The sequence below is a fragment of the Cytobacillus gottheilii genome, assembly GCF_018582665.1.
Classification (GTDB): domain Bacteria; phylum Bacillota; class Bacilli; order Bacillales; family Cytobacillaceae; genus Cytobacillus; species Cytobacillus gottheilii.
On record NZ_CP071709.1, the window covers coordinates 3573354 to 3597500 of the forward strand.

General features: G+C 39.9%; 17 protein-coding genes and 18 tRNA genes (1 of these 35 cut by a window edge). 6 read left to right on the forward strand and 29 right to left on the reverse strand.

Annotation, left to right across the window (positions count from 1 at the left end; translation table 11 throughout):
* The first annotated feature begins 185 nt into the window (after positions 1–185).
* The 3 genes from J1899_RS17620 (at position 186) to J1899_RS17630 (ending at position 4168) form a co-directional block, all read left to right on the forward strand.
* Positions 186–1181, forward strand: coding sequence for a metal ABC transporter solute-binding protein, Zn/Mn family (locus tag J1899_RS17620; protein WP_066442888.1), 996 nt, complete (start codon positions 186–188; stop codon positions 1179–1181).
* A 468-nt stretch (positions 1182–1649) separates the two neighbouring features.
* Positions 1650–2291, forward strand: coding sequence for a pentapeptide repeat-containing protein (locus J1899_RS17625; RefSeq protein WP_214475523.1), 642 nt, complete (start codon positions 1650–1652; stop codon positions 2289–2291).
* A gap of 425 nt (positions 2292–2716) precedes the next feature.
* Positions 2717–4168, forward strand: coding sequence for an IS1182 family transposase (locus J1899_RS17630; protein WP_214475527.1), 1452 nt, complete (start codon positions 2717–2719; stop codon positions 4166–4168).
* 378 nt (positions 4169–4546) lie between these two features.
* On the opposite strand, the gene J1899_RS17635 is transcribed toward J1899_RS17630, so the two are convergent.
* The 5 genes from J1899_RS17635 to J1899_RS17655 form a co-directional block, all read right to left on the reverse strand.
* Entirely contained in the window at positions 4547–6028 is a 1482-nt protein-coding gene (locus J1899_RS17635; protein WP_214475529.1) for an o-succinylbenzoate--CoA ligase, read from the reverse strand.
* Positions 6029–6120: 92 nt separating this feature from the next.
* Entirely contained in the window at positions 6121–6942 is an 822-nt protein-coding gene (gene menB, locus J1899_RS17640; RefSeq protein WP_066442885.1) for a 1,4-dihydroxy-2-naphthoyl-CoA synthase, read from the reverse strand.
* Positions 6943–7017: 75 nt separating this feature from the next.
* Complete coding sequence (gene menH, locus J1899_RS17645; RefSeq protein ID WP_214475530.1) at positions 7018–7836, reverse strand: 2-succinyl-6-hydroxy-2,4-cyclohexadiene-1-carboxylate synthase; 819 nt, start codon at positions 7834–7836, stop codon at positions 7018–7020.
* Complete coding sequence (gene menD / locus J1899_RS17650) at positions 7833–9587, reverse strand: 2-succinyl-5-enolpyruvyl-6-hydroxy-3-cyclohexene-1-carboxylic-acid synthase (RefSeq protein ID WP_214475532.1); 1755 nt, start codon at positions 9585–9587, stop codon at positions 7833–7835. The genes menH and menD overlap by 4 nt, the downstream gene beginning before the upstream one ends.
* The gene (locus tag J1899_RS17655; protein ID WP_214475534.1) at positions 9584–10990 is read right to left on the reverse strand and encodes an isochorismate synthase; all 1407 of its coding nucleotides are present in this window, start codon (positions 10988–10990) and stop codon (positions 9584–9586) included. The genes menD and J1899_RS17655 overlap by 4 nt, the downstream gene beginning before the upstream one ends.
* A gap of 394 nt (positions 10991–11384) precedes the next feature.
* On the opposite strand from J1899_RS17655, the gene J1899_RS17660 reads away from it, so the two are divergent.
* Positions 11385–12317, forward strand: coding sequence for a 1,4-dihydroxy-2-naphthoate polyprenyltransferase (locus J1899_RS17660; RefSeq protein WP_214475537.1), 933 nt, complete (start codon positions 11385–11387; stop codon positions 12315–12317).
* A 196-nt stretch (positions 12318–12513) separates the two neighbouring features.
* Positions 12514–13272 carry a TraR/DksA C4-type zinc finger protein gene (locus J1899_RS17665; RefSeq protein ID WP_214475539.1) on the forward strand — a complete coding sequence of 253 codons (759 nt, stop codon included), beginning with the start codon at positions 12514–12516 and terminating at the stop codon, positions 13270–13272.
* Between the two features lie 59 nt (positions 13273–13331).
* On the opposite strand, the gene J1899_RS17670 is transcribed toward J1899_RS17665, so the two are convergent.
* From J1899_RS17670 to glgB, 6 genes are all read right to left on the reverse strand, one after another.
* Positions 13332–13544 carry a hypothetical protein gene (locus tag J1899_RS17670; RefSeq protein WP_066442879.1) on the reverse strand — a complete coding sequence of 71 codons (213 nt, stop codon included), beginning with the start codon at positions 13542–13544 and terminating at the stop codon, positions 13332–13334.
* 264 nt (positions 13545–13808) lie between these two features.
* Entirely contained in the window at positions 13809–16217 is a 2409-nt protein-coding gene (locus tag J1899_RS17675; RefSeq protein ID WP_214475542.1) for a glycogen/starch/alpha-glucan phosphorylase, read from the reverse strand.
* Positions 16207–17658, reverse strand: coding sequence for a glycogen synthase GlgA (gene glgA / locus J1899_RS17680; protein ID WP_214475544.1), 1452 nt, complete (start codon positions 17656–17658; stop codon positions 16207–16209). The genes J1899_RS17675 and glgA overlap by 11 nt, the downstream gene beginning before the upstream one ends.
* On the reverse strand, positions 17655–18686 hold the full coding sequence (locus J1899_RS17685; RefSeq protein WP_214475546.1) for a GlgC family sugar phosphate nucleotidyltransferase: 1032 nt from the start codon (positions 18684–18686) through the stop codon (positions 17655–17657). Before J1899_RS17685 ends, glgA begins: the two co-directional genes overlap by 4 nt.
* Before the next feature lie 35 nt (positions 18687–18721).
* Positions 18722–19861, reverse strand: a complete 1140-nt coding sequence (locus J1899_RS17690) for a glucose-1-phosphate adenylyltransferase (protein WP_214475547.1) — start codon at positions 19859–19861, stop codon at positions 18722–18724.
* Positions 19803–21740 carry a 1,4-alpha-glucan branching protein GlgB gene (gene glgB / locus J1899_RS17695; RefSeq protein ID WP_214475550.1) on the reverse strand — a complete coding sequence of 646 codons (1938 nt, stop codon included), beginning with the start codon at positions 21738–21740 and terminating at the stop codon, positions 19803–19805. The genes J1899_RS17690 and glgB overlap by 59 nt, the downstream gene beginning before the upstream one ends.
* A gap of 252 nt (positions 21741–21992) precedes the next feature.
* Here glgB and J1899_RS17700 point away from each other — a divergent pair, with 252 nt between their 5' ends.
* Complete coding sequence (locus tag J1899_RS17700) at positions 21993–22190, forward strand: hypothetical protein (protein WP_066442875.1); 198 nt, start codon at positions 21993–21995, stop codon at positions 22188–22190.
* A gap of 68 nt (positions 22191–22258) precedes the next feature.
* Here J1899_RS17700 and J1899_RS17705 read toward each other — a convergent pair.
* The 18 genes from J1899_RS17705 to J1899_RS17790 form a co-directional block, all read right to left on the reverse strand.
* A tRNA-Glu gene (locus J1899_RS17705) sits at positions 22259–22330 on the reverse strand.
* Between the two features lie 4 nt (positions 22331–22334).
* A tRNA-Ser gene (locus J1899_RS17710) sits at positions 22335–22425 on the reverse strand.
* Between the two features lie 3 nt (positions 22426–22428).
* Positions 22429–22503 (reverse strand) — tRNA-Asn (locus J1899_RS17715).
* 9 nt (positions 22504–22512) lie between these two features.
* Positions 22513–22589, reverse strand: a tRNA-Ile gene (locus J1899_RS17720).
* A 7-nt stretch (positions 22590–22596) separates the two neighbouring features.
* Positions 22597–22670: transfer RNA gene (locus tag J1899_RS17725), tRNA-Gly, on the reverse strand.
* 20 nt (positions 22671–22690) lie between these two features.
* Positions 22691–22766: transfer RNA gene (locus J1899_RS17730), tRNA-Phe, on the reverse strand.
* Positions 22767–22916: 150 nt separating this feature from the next.
* Positions 22917–22993: transfer RNA gene (locus tag J1899_RS17735), tRNA-Asp, on the reverse strand.
* Between the two features lie 3 nt (positions 22994–22996).
* Positions 22997–23070, reverse strand: a tRNA-Met gene (locus J1899_RS17740).
* Between the two features lie 184 nt (positions 23071–23254).
* Positions 23255–23347 (reverse strand) — tRNA-Ser (locus J1899_RS17745).
* Positions 23348–23359: 12 nt separating this feature from the next.
* Positions 23360–23436 (reverse strand) — tRNA-Ile (locus J1899_RS17750).
* Positions 23437–23449: 13 nt separating this feature from the next.
* Positions 23450–23526, reverse strand: a tRNA-Met gene (locus J1899_RS17755).
* A 24-nt stretch (positions 23527–23550) separates the two neighbouring features.
* Positions 23551–23626: transfer RNA gene (locus J1899_RS17760), tRNA-Ala, on the reverse strand.
* A 20-nt stretch (positions 23627–23646) separates the two neighbouring features.
* A tRNA-Pro gene (locus tag J1899_RS17765) sits at positions 23647–23723 on the reverse strand.
* A gap of 7 nt (positions 23724–23730) precedes the next feature.
* Positions 23731–23807, reverse strand: a tRNA-Arg gene (locus J1899_RS17770).
* 15 nt (positions 23808–23822) lie between these two features.
* Positions 23823–23911: transfer RNA gene (locus J1899_RS17775), tRNA-Leu, on the reverse strand.
* Positions 23912–23918: 7 nt separating this feature from the next.
* Positions 23919–23993: transfer RNA gene (locus J1899_RS17780), tRNA-Gly, on the reverse strand.
* 10 nt (positions 23994–24003) lie between these two features.
* Positions 24004–24088, reverse strand: a tRNA-Leu gene (locus J1899_RS17785).
* A 9-nt stretch (positions 24089–24097) separates the two neighbouring features.
* A tRNA-Lys gene (locus J1899_RS17790) sits at positions 24098–24147 on the reverse strand; it runs 26 nt beyond the window's last position.

The following is a 24147-nucleotide window of genomic DNA, read 5'->3' on the forward strand; positions in this document are numbered from 1 at the left end:
AAGATAACATAGTTAAAATCGTAATCATTACGAGCCGCAAATCGGAATAACTACGATAGCGATCGATTGGTGCATGTTTTGTAAAGCGAGCTGTTAGCTTAAGAGGAAACCTTTTGCACATGACAGATTCACAGTTTACGAGAAAATTCGTTTGATCGTTTTATATAAAGGAGAAAAGATATTTTATGAAAAAAATCATATATACACTTATACTGCTGCTTAGCTTGGTCCTATCAGGCTGCGCTAGTAATAATACAACAGCTGAAAATGAAGACGGAAAGTCCATCATCTATACAACGGTGTACCCTCTTCAATTTTTTGCGCAAGAAATTGGCGGCGACTATGTAGAGACAAAATCCATCTATCCGCCAGGAACAGATGAACATACTTTTGAGCCTTCTCAAAAAGATATGATCTCTTTAGCAGATGCTGATCTTTTCGTATACATCGGTCTAGGTCTTGAAGGTTTTGTTGAAAAAGCAAAGGATACACTTAAAAATGAAGATGTTACACTCATTTCAGCAGGAGAAAACGTATCCATTCAATCTCAAGAACATGAAGAAGAGGATCATGGGGATCATACCGATCATGAGGAACATGACCACGAACACGATCACGAAGGTCATGATCATGAAGAACATGATGGTCATAACCATGGTGACATCGATCCGCATGTATGGCTTAATCCACAATATGCAAAAGAGCTGGCAGATTCTATTAAAAACGCTCTAATTGAAAAAATGCCTGAACATAAAGCAGTGTTTGAAGAAAACTATGAAACTCTTACGAGAGAATTAGAAACTTTAGATCAAGAATTCAAAACTGCGATTGAAGCTGCACCTAAAAAGGAAATTCTTGTTTCACATGCTGCTTACGGATATTGGGAAGAACGTTATGGTATTGAGCAAATTAGCGTTTCAGGACTGAGCACATCTAATGAACCATCCCAAAAACAGCTGCAAAATATCATTGAAGAAGCAAAAGAACATCAGCTTGAATACATCTTCTTTGAACAAAATGTCAGCTCTAAATTAACTGAAATCATTCGCACAGAAATTGGCGCAGAAGCTTTGACACTTCATAATTTAGCTGTATTAACAGATCAAGATATTCAAAATGAATCAGATTATTTTACACTTATGAAAGAAAACCTGAAACATTTAGAGAAAGCTTTACAGTAGGACTCCAAACTCTTGAACTGCGCCCTGTTGCTAGACTCCTTCTAGCAACAGGGCGCAGTTTTTGTATGCTTCAGAGCTAATATTAATAATCAAAATACAAAGATGAATAGTTTAATTTTTAACCAATATCCAACAATTTGTTTAATCGCTGATAAATCGGGAATGATATTAGTAACAACAAATAACAGGAGTGAATTAATAATGATCACAACATTTATCACACTTGGAATTGCATTTGCTGCTGCGGCCGGTTTAAGTTCAATTGCTGTAAAAGAAGAACATTTCTTATCCGAATAATCTTTTAAAAGATGCCAAATAAGGCATCTTTTTTGTTTATAGAAAGTCTTTCATCGCCTGCCTTTGAAAGACTCTTACATGCAAAGTCTTTGAAACACTTCCAGCGAAGTATGAAGGGGCAATGATTATTATTTGTTATAATAATAGAATCAATTGGAAAGAAGGAATATCATGAAAAAACAAGCCTCCATACAGCCACCGAAAATGCCTGCTGCACTTACTGAATTTAAAGAATTAGAGGATGATGATTATTTTATACATGCTTGCATCTTTTCTCATACAGATTTTCCATTATTCAACACAGACAGACTTACCCTTGAGCAAGTTAAATTCCAGAATGTAAGATTTACGGATGAAGAACTGCCACAGTTAAACCTTACAGATGCCATCTTTGAAAGCTGTGATTTATCGAATGCGGACTTATCAAATGCAGTGATTCATAGAACGGTATTTAAGGATTGCAAGCTGACTGGTGTCAATTTTTCGGATGCCACTTTACGAAATGTTGTCTTTGAAAATTGTCATTGTAATTATATTTCATTTGGGTTTGCAGATTTAAAACAAACAAAGTTTCTTCATTCTGCATTAAGACAGGGGGATTTCTTTGAAATGAAGCAATCTCAACTCCTATTTCAGCAATGTGATTTAGAAGCTGTTAATTTTACTGGAACTGAATTAGATGGGATTGACCTTACTACCAGCACATTTGATGAATTAGTCATTACGCCAGAATTGCTCAAAGGCTGTATCATTACAAGCACGCAGGCAGCCTCATTTGTGAGTGCTTTTGGAATGCTCGTTAAATATGAATAGCACTTGTTAATCATCTTGATAGCTTTTCTGAGCTTAAGAGGAACCTTTTCATGGGCAACTGGAGATGATTATTTAACAGGAAAAGGGACTCAGGATCTGCGTGGTGTAATTCCTGAGTCCCTTTTAACATGCTTTTTTCCATTATTCTTCTATAAATCATTTTTAGGCAATTCTCTTTGAGGCTGGGACAAAACGAAATTAATATTTCTAAAACACGAATATTCAATATCTTAGTTTCGGTATTTAATCAAGACCGTTCCATTGCGCTGCGGACAGACCCCCTCGCTTTCGCGGGGAGCAAGCTGAGCCTCCTCGTCACTTCGTTGAGGGCACTGAAAAAGTCCTTTTTAAAGCCAGTGAAACATTGTTTCGCTGGTTTTTTGTTTTATAATAAAAAGTAATAATTATATTGCAGGTGAAATCCAATGATCTCCAACCAACAATCCTTTAGTTTCAGCCCATATTCACAAATATACGACCTTGTTGTTCCTCAAGACAATATGTTACGTAAAATCAACGATCTTGTGGACTTTAGCTTTATTCTTGAAGAATTAGAATCAAAGTATTGTTTAAATAACGGCCGGAATGCCGTTCATCCTATTCGTATGTTCAAATACCTCTTACTCAAATCAATCTTTAGTTTATCCGATGTCGATGTTGTTGAACGCTCAAAATATGATATGTCATTCAAATATTTTCTTGAAATGGCACCAGAAGAACCTGTCATTGATCCAAGTTCCCTAACGAAATTTCGTAAACAGCGACTACAAGACATGAATTTATTAGACATGCTTATAAACAAAAGTGTAGAAATTGCGCTAGAGAAAGAAATCATAAAAAGTAAAACGATTATTGTCGACTCCACTCACACAAAATCACGCTATAATCAAAAGTCAGTTAAAGAATTCCTACAGGAAAAATCAAAAAATGTACGGAAATCTGTTTATCAGATTGATGAATCGATGAAAGAGAAATTACCACCCAAAACGATTAGTAATAATGTGGAGGATGAAATCGTTTACTGCCAGGATCTCATAAAGGTCATTGAATCAGAGCCAAGAATTTCAGAAATACCTGCGGTAAAAGAGAAAATAAATGTTTTAAAAGAAGTCGTTGAAGATTGTACAGAACAATTGAGTTTTTCCATGGATCCTGATGCCAAAGTAGGACATAAATCTGAAGAATCCTCCTTTTTTGGTTATAAAACACATCTGGCAATGGCTGATGAACGGATTATTACGGCTGCGGTGATTACGACTGGAGAAAAAAGTGATGGAAAATACCTACAAGAATTAGTGGAGAAAAGCATAGAAACCGGAATGGAAATTAAAACGGTAATTGGAGATACGGCATATTCGGAGAAAGAAAATATTCGTTTTATGAAGAAAGAAGAGTTGGAGCTAGTTTCGAAACTGCATCCACTCGTAACACATGGTACCCGTAAAAAAGAAGACGAATTCACGTTTAATAAAGATGCGGGAATGTATGTGTGTAAGGCAGGCCATTTAGCGACCAAAAAGAAATTTGAGGAAAGAAAGGGCCAAGATCGAAACCAAAGAATGAAATATTTCTTTGATATCGAAAAATGTAAGGTTTGTCCATTCCAAGAAGGCTGTTATAAAAAAGGAGCGAAATCAAAAACATATTCAGTCACCATAAAATCAACCGAGCATAAAGACCAAGAGGCGTTCCAGAATACAGATGAATTTAAGGAGTTATCTAAAAGTCGATATAAGATTGAGGCTAAAAATAGTGAACTGAAGCATGGACACGAGTATGATACAGCGAAATCCTCGGGTTTATTTGGCATGCAAATTCAAGGGGCCACAACCATATTTGCAGTCAATCTAAAACGGATTTTAAAATTAATGAAGTGACTAAAGAGATAAGACAACCCAGAAATTAAGGTATTAAGACAGAAAAAGCCACTTTTCTATCTGATAAAAGACAGAAAATGGCTTTTTTGCTTTATAAAATTCAGTATAGATTCCCACTGGGTTAAACAAGAAACATAAAATTATAAGAAAATCAGTGCCCTCACTTCGTTCCTGCGGGGTCTCACCCTATGCTCTGCAGCCCGCCCGCAGGAGTCGAGGGCACTCCGCTCCATTTCACTCATGAAATAAAATATATTTTATAATTATAAATAAAAAACCGAATGATTAGAAAGATGATCTTCCTTACCATTCGGCTCAATAGGTATGTTAGTTACTTATGTCCCAGCCTCAGTATTCCATTTCCCCATCAATTAAACACTACGCGTCTATTAGTTTTCTAAGTTCTCTCCTCAAAATCTTTTTAGCCGCATTTCGGGGAATCTCTTCAATAAAGTATATATTCTTTGGGATTTTATATTTTGCCAGCCGCCCAAGGCAATAAGTCTTAATATCTTCTTCTGTCAACGTTTTGCTGGAGGCTTGGATAAAAGCAATTGGCACCTGACCCCACCGCTTATCTTCCATGGCAATAACGCCTGCATCAGCTATCTCGGGATGAGCTGTTAAGACACCTTCTATTTCGGCTGGATACACATTCTCCCCGCCAGAAATGATGAGGTCCGAACGCCGATCTAAAACAAACAAAAATCCATCCTCATCCATATAGCCAAGATCACCAGTCGCAAGCCAGCCATTTTTAATTTTCTCTTGGGTGTCCTTCTCTCTGTTTAAATAGCCTATCGTAACGTTGAAGCCCTTTACGATAATTTCCCCTGCTTCACCTGGGCTGGCTTCTTTTTCATCATTATTCATTATTTTCATTTGTGCAGGGAAAAGCGGTTTTCCTGCCGATCCCAGCTTTGTGAGACTATATTCAGGTGATAATGTAGCAACCTGCGATGAAGTTTCTGTCATTCCATAGGTTTGATAAACAGGTATTGATTTTTCCTTACAGCTTTCAAGAAGACTTAGTGGTGCTGGCCCTCCTCCCAGCAGCATGCAGCGAAAATGCTTGGGAAGCCGCTCCTGGCCCAATTCCTCCAGTATCTGAGTAAGCATCGTACTCACAACTGACATGACCGTTATATTCCTTTTTTCGATAACTTCAATGACTTCTCTAGCCTGAAAACGCTCTAAGATATGTATGTTAATTCCGTAAATAACAGAGCGCATTAAAATAGAATAACCGCTAATATGAAATAGCGGAACTGTACATAACCATGAATCATTTTCAGCCAAACCAAGGTTTAAAGCTGATCCTGCAGCACTCCACCAATGATTTCCGTACGTTTGCAGTACACCTTTCGGATTCCCGGTTGTCCCTGATGTATACATGACTGTACAAACATCATTCAAGTCCAATTCTCTTACTATTGGTGCTTCACTATATGGAAGGGTATGCAATTTTTCTTTCTGCAATACAATGACGGCCGGGCAGCTCTCTTTTACTTCTTCAGCAGCGGAAATGAATGAATCCTCAATTATTAAATAGGCTGAGTCTGAATCTTGAACCTGCCAGGAAAGTTCATTTGCAGTAAGGCGGCTGTTTAAGATCACTGCTTTTACTCCCAGCAGCTGAAGTGCATATAAAATGATTGCACTGTCTGCACTGTTTTTTAAGAGAACTGCAGCAAAATCATTCTTTTGTATACCTTGTCCTGCCATTCTGCCTGCAAAATCCACGGCACGGTCATATACTTCCTTAAAAGAAAATTGCATTCCTTCAAACTCAATCGCAGTGCGATCAGGTGTTAAGAAAGCACGCTTAATTAAAAAGTTTTCCATGAGCTGCTCTCCCATTACAGCACGCTCCTTTCTTCGATGCTCATTTATATCTTCTGATATTACAAAAAAGCTTGATGGAGTTCACCATCAAGCCTTGTTTATTGACATTAAGGGAAACGCGGAAATTGACCAAAGTCCGGTTTGCGTTTTTCTTTAAACGCATCTCTTCCTTCTTTTGCCTCGTCAGTTGTGTAGTAAAGAAGCGTTGCATCACCAGCGAATTGCTGAATACCAGCAAGACCATCTGTATCTGCATTAAATGCTGCTTTTAGGAAACGGATCGCTGTTGGGCTTTTCTCGAGAATTTCCTCACACCACTGAATAGTCTCTTCCTCAACCTTTTCAAGCGGGACGACTGTATTGACAAGTCCCATATCCATTGCTTCCTGTGCATTATATTGACGGCATAAGAACCAAATTTCGCGTGCTTTTTTGTGGCCGACAATTCTTGCAAGGTAACCGGAACCATAACCAGCATCAAAACTGCCGACTTTCGGGCCCGTTTGACCAAATACTGCATTATCTGCTGCAATCGTTAAATCACAAACAATATGCAGAACATGTCCGCCGCCGATTGCATATCCCTTTACCATTGCAATAACTGGTTTCGGAATAACACGAATTAAGCGCTGTAAATCTAGAACATTTAGACGTGGAATTTGGTCGTCACCGACATATCCGCCATGACCGCGAACTTTCTGGTCTCCACCGGAGCAGAATGCTTTATCTCCAGCACCTGTTAAAATAATAACACCAACATTTTCATCATCACGTGCATACGCAAATGCATCAATTAGCTCCATTACCGTTCTTGGAGTGAAAGCATTATGTACTTGTGGGCGATTGATCGTAATCTTTGCAATCCCATTATACGTTTCGTATAGGACTTCCTCATATTGGCGTCCTGCAACCCATTCAACTGCTGACATTTCTATTGCCTCCTTTAATGTAAAGCTATAAAAGGACAAATCATTCTTTTATCCTCTGTTATTTTTGCTTTTCGACTATTTATTCATGCGCGAAAAGAGAAACTCCTCTACTATTGTACCAAATTTTTCAGGTTTCTCCACATGAATTGCATGACCGCAATTTTTAACCTTTTGCCACTCGCAATTTGGCAGGGATGCTGTCATTCTATCTGCTATTTCGCAAAATTTCTTGTCTAATTCTCCGGTCATGAGGAGAACATTAAGTGATAGCTTAGCTAAATCCTCCCACCAAGACGGCTGAGAGCCTGTACCCATCCCCATCAAGCTGTTGCTCAATCCTTTAGGATCGTTATGCAGTCGCTGTTCGCGAATACGGTTCCGCTTATCCATAGGAAGAGCTTTTTGACTGTCAAACATCGGGATATTCTCCCAATAATTCACAAAGTGAAAAACGCCTTTCTCCAAAATCATATGAGCTAATTTCAGATCATTTGCTCTACGGATTATTCTTTCATCTTCTGTACGAAGGCCAGGAGTAGCACTCTCCAAAATAAGACGGTCCACCAAATGCTGATGTTTCAGAGCAAAGGTTAAGGCAAGCCGTCCTCCCATTGAATAGCCGAGTACATCTGCCTTTGAAATGTTTAAGTGCTGAAATAATTCTTTTAGATGCTCTGCTGCCTTTTCAACCGAATAGAAACTGACGTCATCTGGTGACTCTGTCTGACCATGACCAATGATATCAACGGCAAAAACAGATCTATTAGATGCCCAAAAAGGATGGAGCTCCCGCCACCCAGTACTATTGCCAGTGAAGCCATGCAATAAAACCAGTGGTTTTCCTTTTCCCCAGCAATCGACATGGTAGCGAATGCCGTCTATAACAAAATTCATCGGTATTCGCCTTCCAAAAACCGACTTATTTCCCGGGAAACAGCATTCGTCAAGTCTCGATGTTCTTGTACATTTTCGTCACGGTTTGTCGTAATTTCCAGAACGTTCAAGCCCTTATTCTCCAAACTTCGCGCCAAAGAGGAAGATAGGTGATTCCAATCTTCAATAAGGTCGTAATGCCCGCCAAACATGCGAATACTGTGCTCAAATTGAATATCTAGCGGAGTTCCAAAGAGCCTCTCAAAGTTTTTTGGATGCTCAGATTGAGGAAGGAAAGAAAAGATTCCGCCGCCATTATTATTAATGAGTAGAACAGTTAAGTTAATATCATATAGCTTAGAAGCAATGAGACCATTAAGATCATGGAAAAAGGTTAGATCTCCCACAATTAAATATGCAGGCTGTGTAATGGAAGCCGCACCTAAAGCTGTTGAAACAACCCCGTCAATTCCATTGGCACCCCTATTTGCCATAACCTTAAACGACTTCTGATTATAATGGAAGAACGTATCCAGGTCTCTGATTGGCATACTGTTTCCTACAAATAGAAGTGACCTATCAGGCAGCAGCTTTGAAAGCTGTGCAAACAATTTTCCTTCGCTTAAAGATTCAGTCTGATTAATTTCCTGCAGGCATTCTCTTGTTATTTCATGTAATGATCTCCAAAGAGAAAAGTAAGCATCATTTTTATTTTCATTCAAAAGTGGAAGTAATGCTGAACAAAAAAGTGTTTCATGACAGTAGATCATATCTGTTGATACGAGTCCCTGATCACGCCATCCGGCACCTCCATCAATGACTAATTGGCGTGCATGGGCATGCTCTTTTAAAAAGATGGACAGAGGTTTTGAAACAGGCATTGCTCCAAAACGGATGACAATCTCAGGCTGCAGCTCCTGCAGTGCCTTTTTATTCTTCAAAATCGTATCATATGTATCGATGATAAATGCTCCATCATGTTCTCCGCTGCGAAGTTGGGATAACGGATCTGCCAGGATAGGGAACTTCAGCTTTTGAGCAAGCTTCACCACTTCTCCTGCAAACATCTCTTCTTCCAGCGGTCCGCAAATTATGATCCCATTCTCAGTTTTGGAGATTGTTTCGGCGATTTCAGCGAATTCATCTTGTGACAGAGTATACTCACCTGTTTGAACCTTCACATATCGCTCCTCACGTTCATGGGATAAAAATAAATCTTCTTGATCTAAGAGAGGAATTAATGGCTCTCTAAAAGGAAAGTTCAAATGAACAGGTCCGGAAGGTGCTCTTTTCGCAGCTGCAGCAGCACGTGCACAAACGGTCCTTGCATATCGAATCATTTCCTCTGAACTTTCAGGCGGTGCCATTTCCACGAACCATTTGACATGATGACCATATAAGCGGATTTGATCAATCGCCTGTGGTGCCCCAACATCTCTCAGTTCATGTGGCCGATCTGCTGTCAGAACGATCAGAGGAACTCTTGAATAAAAAGCTTCCACAATTGCCGGGAAGTAATTTGCTGCTGCCGTTCCAGAAGTGCATAGTAACACAACAGGCTGTTTTGATGCTTTTGCCAGTCCTAATGCAAAAAAGGCAGCAGACCGTTCATCCACATGAATGTGGATGTTTAAGTCTGGATGCTCTGCCATTACCATCGCCATAGGGGTAGAGCGGGAGCCAGGACTGACCACTGCATTTTCAACCCCATTTTTGACAAGCTCCGCAACAAATGCAGCAATATAGGAAGTTAAGGCTGCTTGATGATTCATTGTTTCATCCCTCCAAGAGCTGACCGCATTGGCCGGAATTTAATTTTTGTTTCCTCATATTCACTTAGCGGATCGGAATGCTGCACAACTCCACATCCAGCAAAGATGGATGCTTCATCCCCCTGAATTAATCCTGAACGTAACGCAACAGCAAACTCTCCATCTCCTCTATAATCCAACCAGCCAATTGGGGCGGCATAAAATCCACGGTCCAATTCTTCCCGTTCGCGAATCACTTTAATAGCTGATTCAGTTGGGACACCGCCAAGCGCTGGTGTAGGATGCAACCTTTCAACAAGCGTGAGTAATGAACTATCCTTGTTGGCTGTTCCAGTTACAGGTGTATATAGATGCTGTATATCTTTTAGCTTCATTAATACAGGCTTATCTGGTATGCTCACAGACTCGCATGTTTCCTTCATAGCGGCCGTGATCATTTCAACTACATAGTGGTGCTCAACTGTATTTTTGGGATCTTGTAGCAATTCTTTGCCCAGCTCTTGATCCTCTTCTTCCGTAACTCCTCTGCGGATGGATCCTGCAAGACATGTAGAAAACAAAGTCTTTCCTTCTTTTTTTACTAAGCGTTCAGGTGTCGCTCCTATAAAACAGTCCCCGCTTGCTTCAAACGCAAAAATAAAACTATTCTTTTGCCTTGATAATAAGTTTCCAAGTACATCTTCAATTGAAATCTGCTGTGAAAATGCCAGCCTTTCTTCCCGTGCAAGTACTACTTTCTGATAAAGGCCATTCATCATGTCATTGACAACGCTCTCAACTGTCTCCATCCAAGCTTCTGGATTTATTTCTTCATCTTTTAGAAGGGTATTTGACCTTGCAGGAAGACCTGATGGCAGATCAGTTAAAATGGCCTGACGGTTTGCTTCTATTTTTTTGTATAGTGATAAATCATCATGCTGAGTACAAATAACATTGGTCGTTAAAAAGGCTTCACCATCAACGATGCTATACATAAATAAAGGAAGATGGAAAAGAGAATGTGAAAATTTGGACCACAGCTTTGTCTTTTCTTTATTTGGATCGAAGGAAAAGCCTCCGAATAATAGTGGACCTGTACCTTTATTGGAATATGAATTATAAATAACCATATCTTGCAGTAAAGCTTCCCACTCTTTTTTCACAAGAAAAAAGCGGTCAGCTGCCTGATCCGACTGAATTTGTCCACATATTCCCATTCCAACAAAAACCTCATTGCCGGAATCTTCTTTCCAAAAAAATCGTTCTCCTTCATATCGAGCCTGTCCAGCATGAAAGAAAAGTAAAGGATCTATTTCATTTATTTTTTTTACTTCGCTCACTAAAATGGGCTTTGATAAAGCTTTTGCCTTTTCAATCGCTTCATGGATCCCTTCTTTTAGTTCCGTGTCATGAATCGTAACCAAAAAAATCCCTCCAATAGCTGCATTAGCGGCTATTCTTCATTCCTTTAAGATACACCTCAATCGCTTGACATGTCAATGATTCAGGATGTTTCGCCTATCTATCATACCATATATATTGAAGAAAACGAGTTCGTAACTTCTACTATTCTCATTAATAGAGCTTTTTTAAAAGCCGTTTTCTGTTGATTAAATTGAAAATAAATTGATCACGCTCTAGTCATTGATTTTGCAGGGCTGCTTCTGCTGGGAATTACCGCCACTGCTTCTTGTAAAATTTCATTGACACCCCATCAAACATTTCCTAAACTTATGATTGTAATGTTAATAATATCGTTTTATTTGGCATATTTCATTAACAATTGACACATATATACAACAAAGGGAGAGTGTAATCATGCAACCTGAAGTGCAGACGAGCTTTAAGCCTGCAAATGGGGCAAAAGGCTGGAAAGTATGGTGGCAGTTAACAAGACCACATACATTAACTGCAGCGTTTGTCCCAGTCCTAATCGGAACAGCATTAGCGATCAGTGACACTGATATACATTTCGGATTATTTCTTGCCATGCTGCTGGCAAGCTTGCTTATTCAAGCAGCAACGAATATGTTTAACGAATATTACGATTTTAAAAGAGGACTGGATACGGAAGAATCTGTAGGAATTGGCGGAGCGATTGTACGAGATGGAATCAAACCAAAAACCATTATGCAGATTGCCTTAAGCTTATACGGCATTTCCATGCTGCTTGGAGTCTACATTTGTATGCAAACAAGCTGGTGGCTCGCTGCTGTTGGTCTTGTCTGCATGGCTGTCGGTTATTTGTATACGGGTGGACCGCTTCCAATTGCCTACACACCTTTCGGAGAACTTTTTGCTGGCTTTTTTATGGGGATGATGATTATTCTGATTTCATTCTACATTCAAACCGGTACTGTTTCTTTAACAAGTGTGCTTGTCTCTTTCCCAATCCTGCTGCTTGTTGGCGCCATTCTGTTAGCCAACAATATCCGCGATTTTGATGGAGATAAGGCTTTTGGCCGTAAAACTTTAGCTATTTTGATTGGCAGAGAGGGAGCTGTAAAGCTTCTTGCCGCTATGTTTATTGTTTCTTATGCATGGGTGTTTATCTTAATTTTTACAGGTGTCAGCTCGCCATGGCTTGCTCTTGTTATTTTAAGCACACCGAAAGCAATTAAAGCCACAAAAGGCTTTATCGGAAAATCAATTCCTGTTACAATGATGCCAGCTATGGTTGCAACCGCACAAACTAATACCATTTTTGGTTTCTTACTGTCAATTGGCTTATTTTTAGGTTACTTTTTATAATAATTCCATCCCTTCGCACACATGTGACAAAGGGATTTTTTCTGTGTAATCAGGCAATAATAGATCATCCTCTATCCTAAAACATGGTTAACTTTTTTGAAATCAGGGTATTTTCAAGATATGACAATAAAAAGGACAAGTACCGTTCATAATAAAAAGAACCAGAAATTTAAGTTCAAAAGAGGATGTGGATTGTTTGCTTACGAATACACAACTAGACCAATTAAAAAGTACACTGCTTGAGGAAAAGCAGTCACTCGAAAACCAGCTCCAGGATAATAAAGACGGCAGTTTAGAGGGTGTAAATGCCCGCGAAACAGTTGGTGAGCTTTCACTATATGACAATCATCCTGCTGATATGGGTTCTGAGCTCTACGAAAGAGAAAAAGATTTCGCCTTAGAGGAACATCATGATTCACAGGTAAACAAAATTAATGTTGCATTACAAGCTATTGAAAATGGAACATACGGAAAATGTAAAGAATGCGGTACCGAGATTCCTTTTGAAAGGCTAGAAGTTGTTCCTTATACTCTATACTGTAAAGAACACAGTCCTGAACAAAGTATTAAAGGGGATCGGCCGGTTGAAGAAGAGGTACTGGAGCCCGCTCACGGAAATACTTTTCAGCATAAACAATTCAGAGAAGTTGTTGATAATGAGGACAGTTTCCAAGAAGTTGCTCGATACGGGACATCAGAAACACCTTCTGATTTAAGAGGGGATTACGAAGATTATAACTCTCTATACAATGAAGGACATGATGATGAAGGATTTACTGAGGATTATGAGACCTTTATAGGCAATGATATGGAGGGGAAATCCCGAAAAATCTATCCTTCCAAAAAGCATGAAGAGTATGAAGCAATGCTTGATTCTGAGGATATCGATGCACCATTTGGCGATGTGCCTTATCATCAATCAGACGGGTATGTGGATGACAAAAAAGATGAGTAAATAATAATTTAAAAAAGCGATACCATTCTTCCTAATGGTATCGCTTGTATTTATTATCTCTATATACTTGATTCAAGATCGCCAATAATCTCGTCAATGGTTTCCGTTACATCGTTTGTCCTTCTAGCAATATTAATACTAAATTCTAATAACTCTTTGTAGCTTTGCACAGGAATGACAGCATTGCTCTTCTCATATTCGTTCAACTGCAGGCCAATATTTTGCAAGTGAAGAAGTACCTCTTCCATTGAGCCTTTTTCCATTTCAAACATAATGCTACCCCCTTTTCTCTTGTATCCATTATTACCATAAAATATAAATTTTTATAGTGGTAATAATTTCATCTTCCTCTTATCACATGGGTATGTCCGCATTCGTCCTTTTATTCTACCTAAAAGTTTCCAGTTAAAATACAGATGATAACCTTATTTTCCTAAAAATTAAAATAGAAAGCGGAAGAAAAAATTGCCTCTCCCGCATCAGTGATGAATATATTAAGACGTTCAGCAACATACAATTTGCCGTATTTTACGGTTCTATACCTTAATATGAGATGAATGAATTCCCCATATATCGTCTGCATATTCTCTAATTGTCCGATCACTTGAAAAGAAACCAGACGTCCCAATATTTCTTAAACTCATTTTTAGCCAGCGCTGCTGATCAGCATAAGCTACCCCCGCTTTATGCTGGGTCTTGGCGTAAGCATCAAAGTCTCTGAGTACATAATATTGGTCATTTTCCATCAATAAGGAGCTCGCGATCGCTTCAAATTCTCCAGCAGTATCTGGAAAAAATCCGTTTGTTAATTGCGTCAGTACTTTACTAATTCGATTGTCATGATGATAATATTCCATTGAATTGTAGCCGCCTTGACGTTCGTATTTCAAGACTTCCTCAGCTGTAAGGCCAAAAATGAATATATTTTCCTCCCCAGCCTTTTCTTTAATTTCAATATTCGCTCCATCCAGCGTTCCAACAGTAATGGCACCATTCATCATAAATTTCATATTGCCTGTGCCAGAAGCTTCTTTTGTTGCTGTTGAGATCTGCTCACTAATATCTGCAGCAGGAAATACCAGTTCAGCTAATGATACTCGATAATTTTCCAGAAAAACGACCTTCAGCTGATCTCGTGTTTGCGGGTCATTATTCACTTTTGCGGCCACAGAGTTTATTAATTTAATGATTTTTTTAGCATAATAGTAGCCAGGAGATGCTTTTGCTCCAAAAATAAAGGTTCTTGGCGGCATACTGAAACTACTATTCTCTTTCAATTGATTGTATAAGTACATGACGTGAAGGATATTTAAAAGCTGTCTTTTATAAGCATGAAGCCTTTTTACTTGAACATCAAAAATAGATGAAGGATCAATTTGAAGCCCTGCCTGCTTCCTGATCACTTCGGCCAGACGCTCTTTGTTTTTCTTTTTAATAACTGAAAGCTGTTCCAGAAAAGCTGGGTTGTTCTCATAAGCAAGCAGCTTTTGAAGTTCCCCTGGCTGTCTGATCCACTCCTTTCCGATGCTGTCATTTATCAGGTTTGTTAACAGCGGATTGGATTTGATCAGCCATCTTCTATGGGTAATTCCATTTGTCTTGTTATTGAATTTATCAGGGTAATATTGATAAAACTGATTCATTTCCCTGAGTTTGAGTATCTCCGTATGCAAAGCTGCAACGCCATTAACACTATGACTGCCGCAAATGGCTAAATGAGCCATCTTCACTTGACCATGTGCAATAATGGCCATGTTTTCTATACGTGTCCAGTCTCCTTCGTACTCTTGCCATAGTTCCTGACAAAAGCGTTCATTTATTTCATTGACGATCATGTATATCCTCGGCAGTAAAGGCTGAAATATACGTATCGGCCACTTTTCCAATGCTTCTGCCAGGGTAGTATGGTTCGTATACGAAATCGTATTCACAGTAATATTCCAAGCTTCCTCCCAGCTCATCCCCTCTTCATCGAGCAGAATTCTCATCAGCTCAGGGATTGCCAGTACAGGATGGGTGTCATTTATATGAATACTGACATATTCGTGAAAGTCTCTTAAACTATTATGCTGTCTGCGGTAGTTTTGAACAATTGATTTCAAACTGGCACAAACAAGAAAATACTGCTGCTTTAATCTCAATATTTTTCCTTCATCATGCGTATCATCCGGATACAAGAATTCAGACACCTGCTCAGTTTCGCGTTTGTAATTTAATATATCTTTATTTACAGGATAAGGGGCCGGCTCCGCACTCCATAACCTTAACGTGTTAATTGTATCAGTTTGATAGCCTGCAACAGGCATATCATAAGGGACAGCAGTAATAAGTTCCGAGTTCAAGTGGCGAAAAGCGAGAGAACCGTCTTCTTTTGTCCAGCTTTCCACATGTCCCCAAAAGGGCACTTCAATAGCTAAATCTGGTTTTCTTACTTCCCAGACATGCCCATTGCGAAGCCATTGCTCCGGCAATTCTACTTGATATCCATCGACAATCTTCTGCTCAAACAGGCCATGCTTATAGCGAATACCAAAGCCATGACCTGCCAAATTTAAGGATGCAAGCGAATCAAGGAAGCAAGCGGCCAGACGCCCAAGTCCACCATTGCCTAAACCGGCATCTACCTCTATCTCCTCAAGATTCTTCAAATCGATCCCTAAATCATGTAACCCTTCTTCTACTACGTTCTCAATGCCTAAGTTCATTAAGTTTTGCCGAAGCAGTCGGCCAAGCAGGAACTCAATCGAGAGATAATACACTTGTTTTTCCTTATCAATACGATATCGTTCATTGGTGTTGATCCATTCTGTACTGATATGTTCTCGAACAAGCTGCCCTAAAGCAAAATACCGGTCTTTTTCAGTGCTTTCTCCAAAACTTTTACCGCAAGTCATCTCAAGCTTTTTTAGAAAAGCTTCCTTAAATGCATCCTTATCAGAAAACATGAGTTTCACTCCTAGTAATAAGACTTGCGTACAATCTATTATATTGAAAAGCAGACTGCGCCCAGCTAAAATCCTTCTTCATCGCATTGGTCATCACTTGGTCCATATCATTTTCATTCTGAAAAAAGTCCAAAGCCCTTCGAATCGTATAGAGCATATCATGAGCATTAAAATTGGTAAACGTAAAGCCGTTCCCTTTTCTCGTTTCTGGGTCATATGAAAGAACCGTATCTTTTAATCCTCCAGTTTCGCGGACAATTGGAACTGCTCCGTATCGCATCGCAATCATTTGGCCAAGTCCGCATGGTTCAAATTGAGATGGCATAAGAAATAAATCTGCACCCGCATAGATCCGGTGAGCAATACTCTCATCAAAACCAATATAGGCTTTGCATTTTTGCGGATATTTCTGCTCCATAGCCCGGAAAAATTGCTCAAATGGCTCATCGCCTGTGCCCAGCAATATAAACTGAATATCCTCCTGCATTAATTCATGAAAAATACATGTAATTAAATCAAGACCTTTTTGCTTCGTTAATCTGGTAACCATCGCAATAATAGGGATCTCAATATCTTCTTCCAATCCAAATTTCTGCTGAAGATCCAGCTTATTTTCTTTCTTCCCACGTCTATTACTTACATGAAAAGATTGCTTTAATGCAGGATCTGATGCAGGGTTATAAAATTCATCATCAATGCCATTTAGAATGCCTTCTAAATGATTGGCTCTTTGCTTTAGCAGACCATGCAGCTTTTCTCCATAATATTCAGTTTGAATCTCTTCCTTATAAGCTTCACTTACTGTTGTAATGGAATCTGCAGCCACTAATCCGCCCTTCATAAAATTCATAGCTCCGTAAAACTCTAATTCTTTACTATTAAAATGCTTATAATCCAGTTCAAATAAATCTCCAGCAGCCTCTTTAGCGAAGATCCCTTGAAATTGCAGATTATGAATGGTGAATACCGACTTAATATGCTGATACCCCTGTCTATGCTGATACTTTATTCTCAATAAATAGGGAATCATCGCAGTATGCCAGTCATGACAATGGATAATATCCGGAAGAAAGTCAATATGCCCCAGACTTTCAAGCACAGCTTGATTGAAGTAAGCAAATCGTTCTCCATCGTCATCATATCCATATAGATTTTCTCTATTAAAATAATACTCGTTATCAACGAAATAATAGGTGATATTTTTTAACACTAACTGTTCAATGCCACAATACTGTTTTCTCCAGCCGACTTTCACATCGAACTGCTTTACAGGATTCATCTCTTTTTTATACTGCTGATGGATTGTTCCATATTTCGGAAGAATTACTCTTACATCTGTTCCTTGCTTTATTAATTCATTAGGCAGTGAGCCAGCAACATCAGCTAGACCTCCAGATTTTACAAAAGGCACACACTCTGACACGACAAATAATACGTTCACGAATTCATCAGCGCTCCTTGTACCGTGCCTTTTCGAACTACGAATGGATTTTCTTCTGTTCCAATTAGGCTGGTATTTGGTTGTACCTTTACATCTTTATCTAAAATTGCGGACTCTAATACACAATTTTCTTCAATCTCACATTTTTGCATAATAATACTGTTTCTCACCACGGTTCCTTTACCAATGACAACACCGCGGGATATGATGCTATTTTCTACCGTTCCTTCGATCCGGCATCCATTCGCGATGATTGAATTGCGAACAGAGCTTCCTGTTAAGTAACGGGTTGGCGGTTCATCCTTGACCTTTGTATAAATAGGCTGATCTTTTAAAAAGAGGTCTTTCCATGTTTGAGCCTGCAAAAGCTTCATATTTGCCTGAAAATACGTTTCAATTGAATCTATAGCAACATAAGAACCTGTATACTCATACGTACAAAGTGTATAGTTATTATGATCTTGATCAGCTACAACGTCACACATGCATGTGTATCCTGTTTCATCTCTTGTACTTATCAGCTCAATTAAAAGGGATTTTTTCACTAAGAACATTTCTAATGATTGCTCTTCTTTACAAATAACTGTGATGTCACAGCCAGTATTGATATGGCGATCAAGAACTGGTTGAAAATCCATATTAAAGACAGTAAAGCAGTTAGAAATAAGTGCATATTCCTGTCTGCTTCTATAAAAATAATCCATATTGGCTGCAAAGTGGTTAAATGAACCAATGCCTTTATGAGGGCTGTCTAAATTAGGGGAAGGAAAAAAGAAAAGGCCATCCCGTTTACGATTTAAGTCCCAGTTCTTTCCTGATCCCAGATGGTCCATTAAAGAACGATATTGGTATTTGGGGAATATGGCTACACTGACAATTCCTGAGTTCACCATATTGGAAAGAATGAAGTCAATTAACCTGTAACGTCCCGCAAAGGGTATCGCAGCTAAAGAGCGGTGAAGAGACAGCTCCTTAAGCCCATCATGGTAGGTCGTAGCGTCGATAACGCCAAGCAACATATTATTCACATGTATCCCTCCTTCTTTTTATCAGCCTGTTTTGATTAGTTTGCAAGCAATTCAAGCATATCCTCTGTTACTAAAACAATTTTGCCGTCTAGGGATCTGATGACAGTTCCATCAGGTATATTAATGTCAGGCGGAACAATCGCTTTTTCTATTAAGACATTCTTGCCTACAACAGCCCCCGGCATCACAACAGATTCCCTAATTACCGTTCCATTGCCTACGGTAACTCCTTGAAAGAGAACCGACTTATGAATATCGCCTTCAATCATACAGCCTTCATTGATTAAAGACTGAGACACGGCAGCATCTGGTGAAATATATTGGGGTGGATGATTTGAATTTACAGAATAAATCCTCCAGTCATAATCAAAAAGACTTAACTCGCTATTTTCTTCCAGCAGATCCATATTTGCCTCCCATAGGCTTTCGACAGTTCCAACATCCTTCCAATATCCTTTAAAAGGATAGGCAAATAACTTACATTCATCTTTAAGCATTTGCGGAATGATATCTTTGCCAAAGTCATGGCTGGAAGTATGATTTAAATCATCTTCTCTTAATAGCCTTTTTAAAACACTCCAGTTAAAAATATAGATGCCCATGGATGCAAGATTGTTCTTTGGATTTGCCGGCTTCTCATCAAACTCAATAATGTTCAATTCATCATTCGTGTTCATAATGCCAAACCGGGATGCTTCATGCCATGGCACTTCAATAACGGATATAGTGGCATCTGCGCCTTTGTTTTTATGGTATTCAAGCATAAGATCATAGTCCATCTTATAAATGTGATCACCAGATAAAATGAGTACATATTCTGGATCGTATTGTTCTAAGTAGTTTAAATTTTGATAAATGGCACTTGCTGTTCCTGTATACCACTTTACCTCTGAAGATGCGCTGTATGGCGGCAGCACGGTTACACCGCCATCTTTTCTGTCCAGATCCCATGCACTGCCTATGCCAATGTATGAATTCAGAACAAGAGGCTGATACTGTGTCAAAACACCAACTGTATCAATGCCTGAATTTGTACAATTGCTTAAAGCAAAATCAATGATACGATACTTTCCTCCAAAAGGGACAGCTGGCTTAGCTAAGTTTTTTGTTAAAGAATTAAGCCTGCTTCCCTGTCCCCCTGCTAACAGCATGGCTACGCAGTTTTTCTTTCCCATTTCCTTTTCTCCCCTTTCTTTTTTTTACATGTCTTAAAATTGAAGCTCCAAAAGGAGGGATAGTCATTTGAATACACCATTGTTTACCGTGAAAAGGGATTTCCATTGATTTCAGCAATTTCTTATTGATTTGATTTGTTCCTCCGAACGCCTCCAAATCACTATTAAATATCTCCCGGTATTCACCCTCGTAAGGCACACCAATCTGATAGTCAGCATAAGAGCGATCTGTAAAATTGCAAACAACTACATAAAACTCCTCTGGATCGTCCCCTCTTCTGATAAAAGAAAAAATCGACTGCTCCTTATTATCTGCATCAATCCATTCAAAGCCTTCATGACGCTGTTCAACCTCATAAAGCTGCTTTGATCTCTTGTATAACTTAATAAGCTCTTTGACATATCCATTCATTTTTTTATGCATATCATATTGCAGTAAGTGCCAATCCAGCTGATCCTGATCTTTCCACTCAGAAAACATCCCTAGCTCAAACCCCATAAAAAGAAGTTTTTTACCAGGATGAGCAAACATAAAAGCCAAAAGGAGCCGCATCTGGGCAAACTTCTGCCAATAGTCTCCCGGCATTTTGTCTAACAATGACTTTTTTCCATGCACGACCTCATCATGTGAAAAAGGTAATATGAAATTCTCCGAGAAAGCGTACATAAGCGAAAAGGTCATTTTTCCATGCTCATGTTTTCGATCTGCTGCATGAGTTTCCATGTAAGAAAGAACATCATTCATCCAGCCCATATTCCACTTATAACTGAATCCTAACCCGCCATAATGAACTGGAGCGGTTACTTGCGGCCAGTCAGTTGAATCTTCTGCAATCATCAGCACACTCGGGTCATATAGTGTTACCTGTTCATTAAGTTTACGCAAAAATGCTGTTCCAAATGGATTTTCCTCCGTGCTCTGGCGATTCGGCCAATAGATTATATTGGACACAGCATCTACGCGGAATCCGTCAATATGATATTTTTCAAGCCAAAAAATAGCATTAGAAATCAAAAAACTTTGAACTTCATTTTTAGCAAGATTAAAATTTGCTGTTCCCCAAACATGATTCTCACGATCGGCTTCCGTTTCATATTCATATACATTGTCACCATCAAAGGCATATAGTCCATGTGCATCTTTACAAAAATGACCTGGTACCCAATCCAGTATGACTCCGATTTCATGCTGATGACATTGGTCAATGAAATACATTAAATCTTTAGGAGACCCATATCTGCTAGTTGCCGAAAAATAACCTGTACCCTGATACCCCCAGGAAATATCGAGCGGATGCTCAACAAGAGGCAATATTTCAAGATGAGTAAAACCGTGTTCTTTAATATATGGTATGAGTTCTGCTGCTAATTCCTGATAACTTAAATATTTTCCATTTTTCTTTTTCCAAGTTCCTAAATGGACTTCATAAATGACCATCGGCTTTGCTAAAGAATGGCTCTTTTCTCTTTTCTGAAGCCATTTCACATCATTCCATTCATATTCATCTAACCCGTATACAATGGAAGCAGTCCGTGGCCGCAGCTCAGATAAAAAGGCATACGGATCGGATTTTAATAGTACCTTTCCTTCCTTTGTGACAATTTCATACTTGTAAAGCTGACCTTCCAGATTCATTGGAATAACGGTAAACCAGACACCTTCCTGATTTACTTTTTGCAGCGGGTGCGCCTCTCCATTCCAGTTATTAAAATCCCCTGCGATTCTAACTTCTGCGGCATTCGGTGCCCACACGCAGAATCTAGTCTGAACTCCCTCCTCACTTTGTAGCAGATGCGAACCAAAAAGCTTATAGGCTTCAAACAATGTACCTTCATGAAACAAATGTAGTTCGTAATCAGTAGGAAATACTGTATCCATGCTTTTTATCACCTCTGCTGGTTCTATTTCACGTACTCCTTATAAAAGAGGTATTCGATAAGAAATGCCAAATCCCTTGCATTTATCTATCATAATCTTTTGACAATTTTATGCATATTTCGCCAGCTTCCATCATATTGCATCCAAATCTCTTAAAAATAGTCAGATCTTTTAGAGGTGAAGTTCTTTAAGGATAATTTTTTATGTTCATTGCATAATAAATAGAAGAGATTGAAAGGAGCGTGACCGTTGATGAGCAATCAGGAAGAAGAGTATCTTTTAAACGAAGCAAATAAAAATCAAACCAAAATCCCTATTTTTGATGCACCAGATGGAAAAATTATGGCGACCGGAGATATGTTTAGGGGGCCTTATACAGGCGTGACGTCGGAGATTGATTTAAATAATCCGGGACAAAAACTAGTAAGAAAAGAAGAAAATATGGATTAACTCCTTATTTGCACTTTCTTTAAGCACAAAAAAGCTGTCAACTTAAGTTGACAGCTTTTTTAGTATAATGACCCCTACGGGATTCGAACCCGTGTTACCGCCGTGAAAGGGCGGTGTCTTAACCGCTTGACCAAGGGGCCAATATGGCGGAGAAGGAGGGATTTGAACCCTCGCGCCGCTTACGCGACCTACACCCTTAGCAGGGGCGCCTCTTCAGCCTCTTGAGTACTTCCCCATATGGCTCCGCAGGTAGGACTCGAACCTACGACCGTTCGGTTAACAGCCGAATGCTCTACCACTGAGCTACTGCGGAACAATTGTATGGTGGGCCTAAATGGACTCGAACCATCGACCTCACGCTTATCAGGCGTGCGCTCTAACCAGCTGAGCTATAGGCCCATAAAATTGGAGCGGGTGAAGGGAATCGAACCCTCATCATCAGCTTGGAAGGCTGAGGTTTTACCACTAAACTACACCCGCATACTTTTTTTATATTAAAATGGTGGCTCAGGACGGAATCGAACCGCCGACACAAGGATTTTCAGTCCTTTGCTCTACCGACTGAGCTACTGAGCCATACTTAATTTTTCTTCCTAAACTCTTATATAGTAGGTCCTTTGCTTAAAATATCTTTCGATATTTCTCGCAGATTGCCTAAGCAGCGTATTCAGTGATGTGAGTAATCTGCTCTACCGACTGAGCTACTGAGCCATACTATATTTAAAATGGCGGTCCGGACGGGACTCGAACCCGCGACCTCCTGCGTGACAGGCAGGCATTCTAACCAACTGAACTACCGGACCAGATTGCGGGGACAGGATTTGAACCTGTGACCTTCGGGTTATGAGCCCGACGAGCTACCGGACTGCTCCACCCCGCGATAATGTTATTTGCACAAGCATTGCTTATGCTCTTTGTTACCAAATGACTGTCCCTATTTCAAGAAGTGATTTCAAGAAGCAGCTCAATCGGTACAACTCGCAGTGAATTCAACGATGTTTTGCTCGTTGTTCCACCCCGCGATAATAATATTCATAAAACTTGTTTTGCCATATATAAAATTATGGCGGAGGAAGAGGGATTCGAACCCCCGCGCGGTTTAACCCGCCTGTCGGTTTTCAAGACCGATCCCTTCAGCCGGACTTGGGTATTCCTCCGCATTTCGAAAATGGTGGACCTTGTAGGACTCGAACCTACGACCGGACGGTTATGAGCCGTCTGCTCTAACCAGCTGAGCTAAAGGTCCATTTATATTATTTTGGTAGCGGCGGAGGGGATCGAACCCCCGACCTCACGGGTATGAACCGTACGCTCTAGCCAGCTGAGCTACACCGCCAAAATAAATATAAAGGATAATTTATGGTGGAGCCTAGCGGGATCGAACCGCTGACCTCCTGCGTGCAAGGCAGGCGCTCTCCCAGCTGAGCTAAGGCCCCATAATAGGTAATTAAATAAATGGTCGGGAAGACAGGATTCGAACCTGCGACCCCTTGGTCCCAAACCAAGTGCTCTACCAAGCTGAGCTACTCCCCGTAAAATATGGCGCGCCCGAAAGGAGTCGAACCCATAACCTTCTGATCCGTAGTCAGACGCTCTATCCAATTGAGCTACGGGCGCATATTAAAATATTACTGGTGCCGAGGACCGGAATCGAACCGGTACGGTAGTCACCTACCGCAGGATTTTAAGTCCTGTGCGTCTGCCAGTTCCGCCACCCCGGCAAAAACTTGGAGCGGAAGACGGGATTCGAACCCGCGACCCCCACCTTGGCAAGGTGGTGTTCTACCACTGAACTACTTCCGCAATTTATAAATGGTGCGGGTGAAGGGAGTCGAACCCCCACGCCTTGCGGCGCCAGATCCTAAGTCTGGTGCGTCTGCCAATTCCGCCACACCCGCATATTTAAATGGTGAGCCATGAAGGACTCGAACCTTCGACCCTCTGATTAAAAGTCAGA

Bases quoted from the DNA above. Each gene is read 5' to 3' on its own strand.
- J1899_RS17620 (WP_066442888.1), top strand. From the start codon at position 186: ATGAAAAAAATCATATATACACTTATACTGCTGCTTAGCTTGGTCCTA.
- J1899_RS17625 (WP_214475523.1), top strand. From the start codon at position 1,650: ATGAAAAAACAAGCCTCCATACAGCCACCGAAAATGCCTGCTGCACTT.
- J1899_RS17630 (WP_214475527.1), top strand. From the start codon at position 2,717: ATGATCTCCAACCAACAATCCTTTAGTTTCAGCCCATATTCACAAATA.
- J1899_RS17635 (WP_214475529.1), bottom strand. From the start codon at position 6,028: ATGGGAGAGCAGCTCATGGAAAACTTTTTAATTAAGCGTGCTTTCTTA.
- menB (WP_066442885.1), bottom strand. From the start codon at position 6,942: ATGTCAGCAGTTGAATGGGTTGCAGGACGCCAATATGAGGAAGTCCTA.
- menH (WP_214475530.1), bottom strand. From the start codon at position 7,836: ATGAATTTTGTTATAGACGGCATTCGCTACCATGTCGATTGCTGGGGA.
- menD (WP_214475532.1), bottom strand. From the start codon at position 9,587: ATGAATCATCAAGCAGCCTTAACTTCCTATATTGCTGCATTTGTTGCG.
- J1899_RS17660 (WP_214475537.1), top strand. From the start codon at position 11,385: ATGCAACCTGAAGTGCAGACGAGCTTTAAGCCTGCAAATGGGGCAAAA.
- J1899_RS17670 (WP_066442879.1), bottom strand. From the start codon at position 13,544: ATGTTTGAAATGGAAAAAGGCTCAATGGAAGAGGTACTTCTTCACTTG.
- J1899_RS17675 (WP_214475542.1), bottom strand. From the start codon at position 16,217: ATGTTTTCTGATAAGGATGCATTTAAGGAAGCTTTTCTAAAAAAGCTT.
- J1899_RS17690 (WP_214475547.1), bottom strand. From the start codon at position 19,861: ATGGGAAAGAAAAACTGCGTAGCCATGCTGTTAGCAGGGGGACAGGGA.
- glgB (WP_214475550.1), bottom strand. From the start codon at position 21,740: ATGGATACAGTATTTCCTACTGATTACGAACTACATTTGTTTCATGAA.
- J1899_RS17700 (WP_066442875.1), top strand. From the start codon at position 21,993: ATGAGCAATCAGGAAGAAGAGTATCTTTTAAACGAAGCAAATAAAAAT.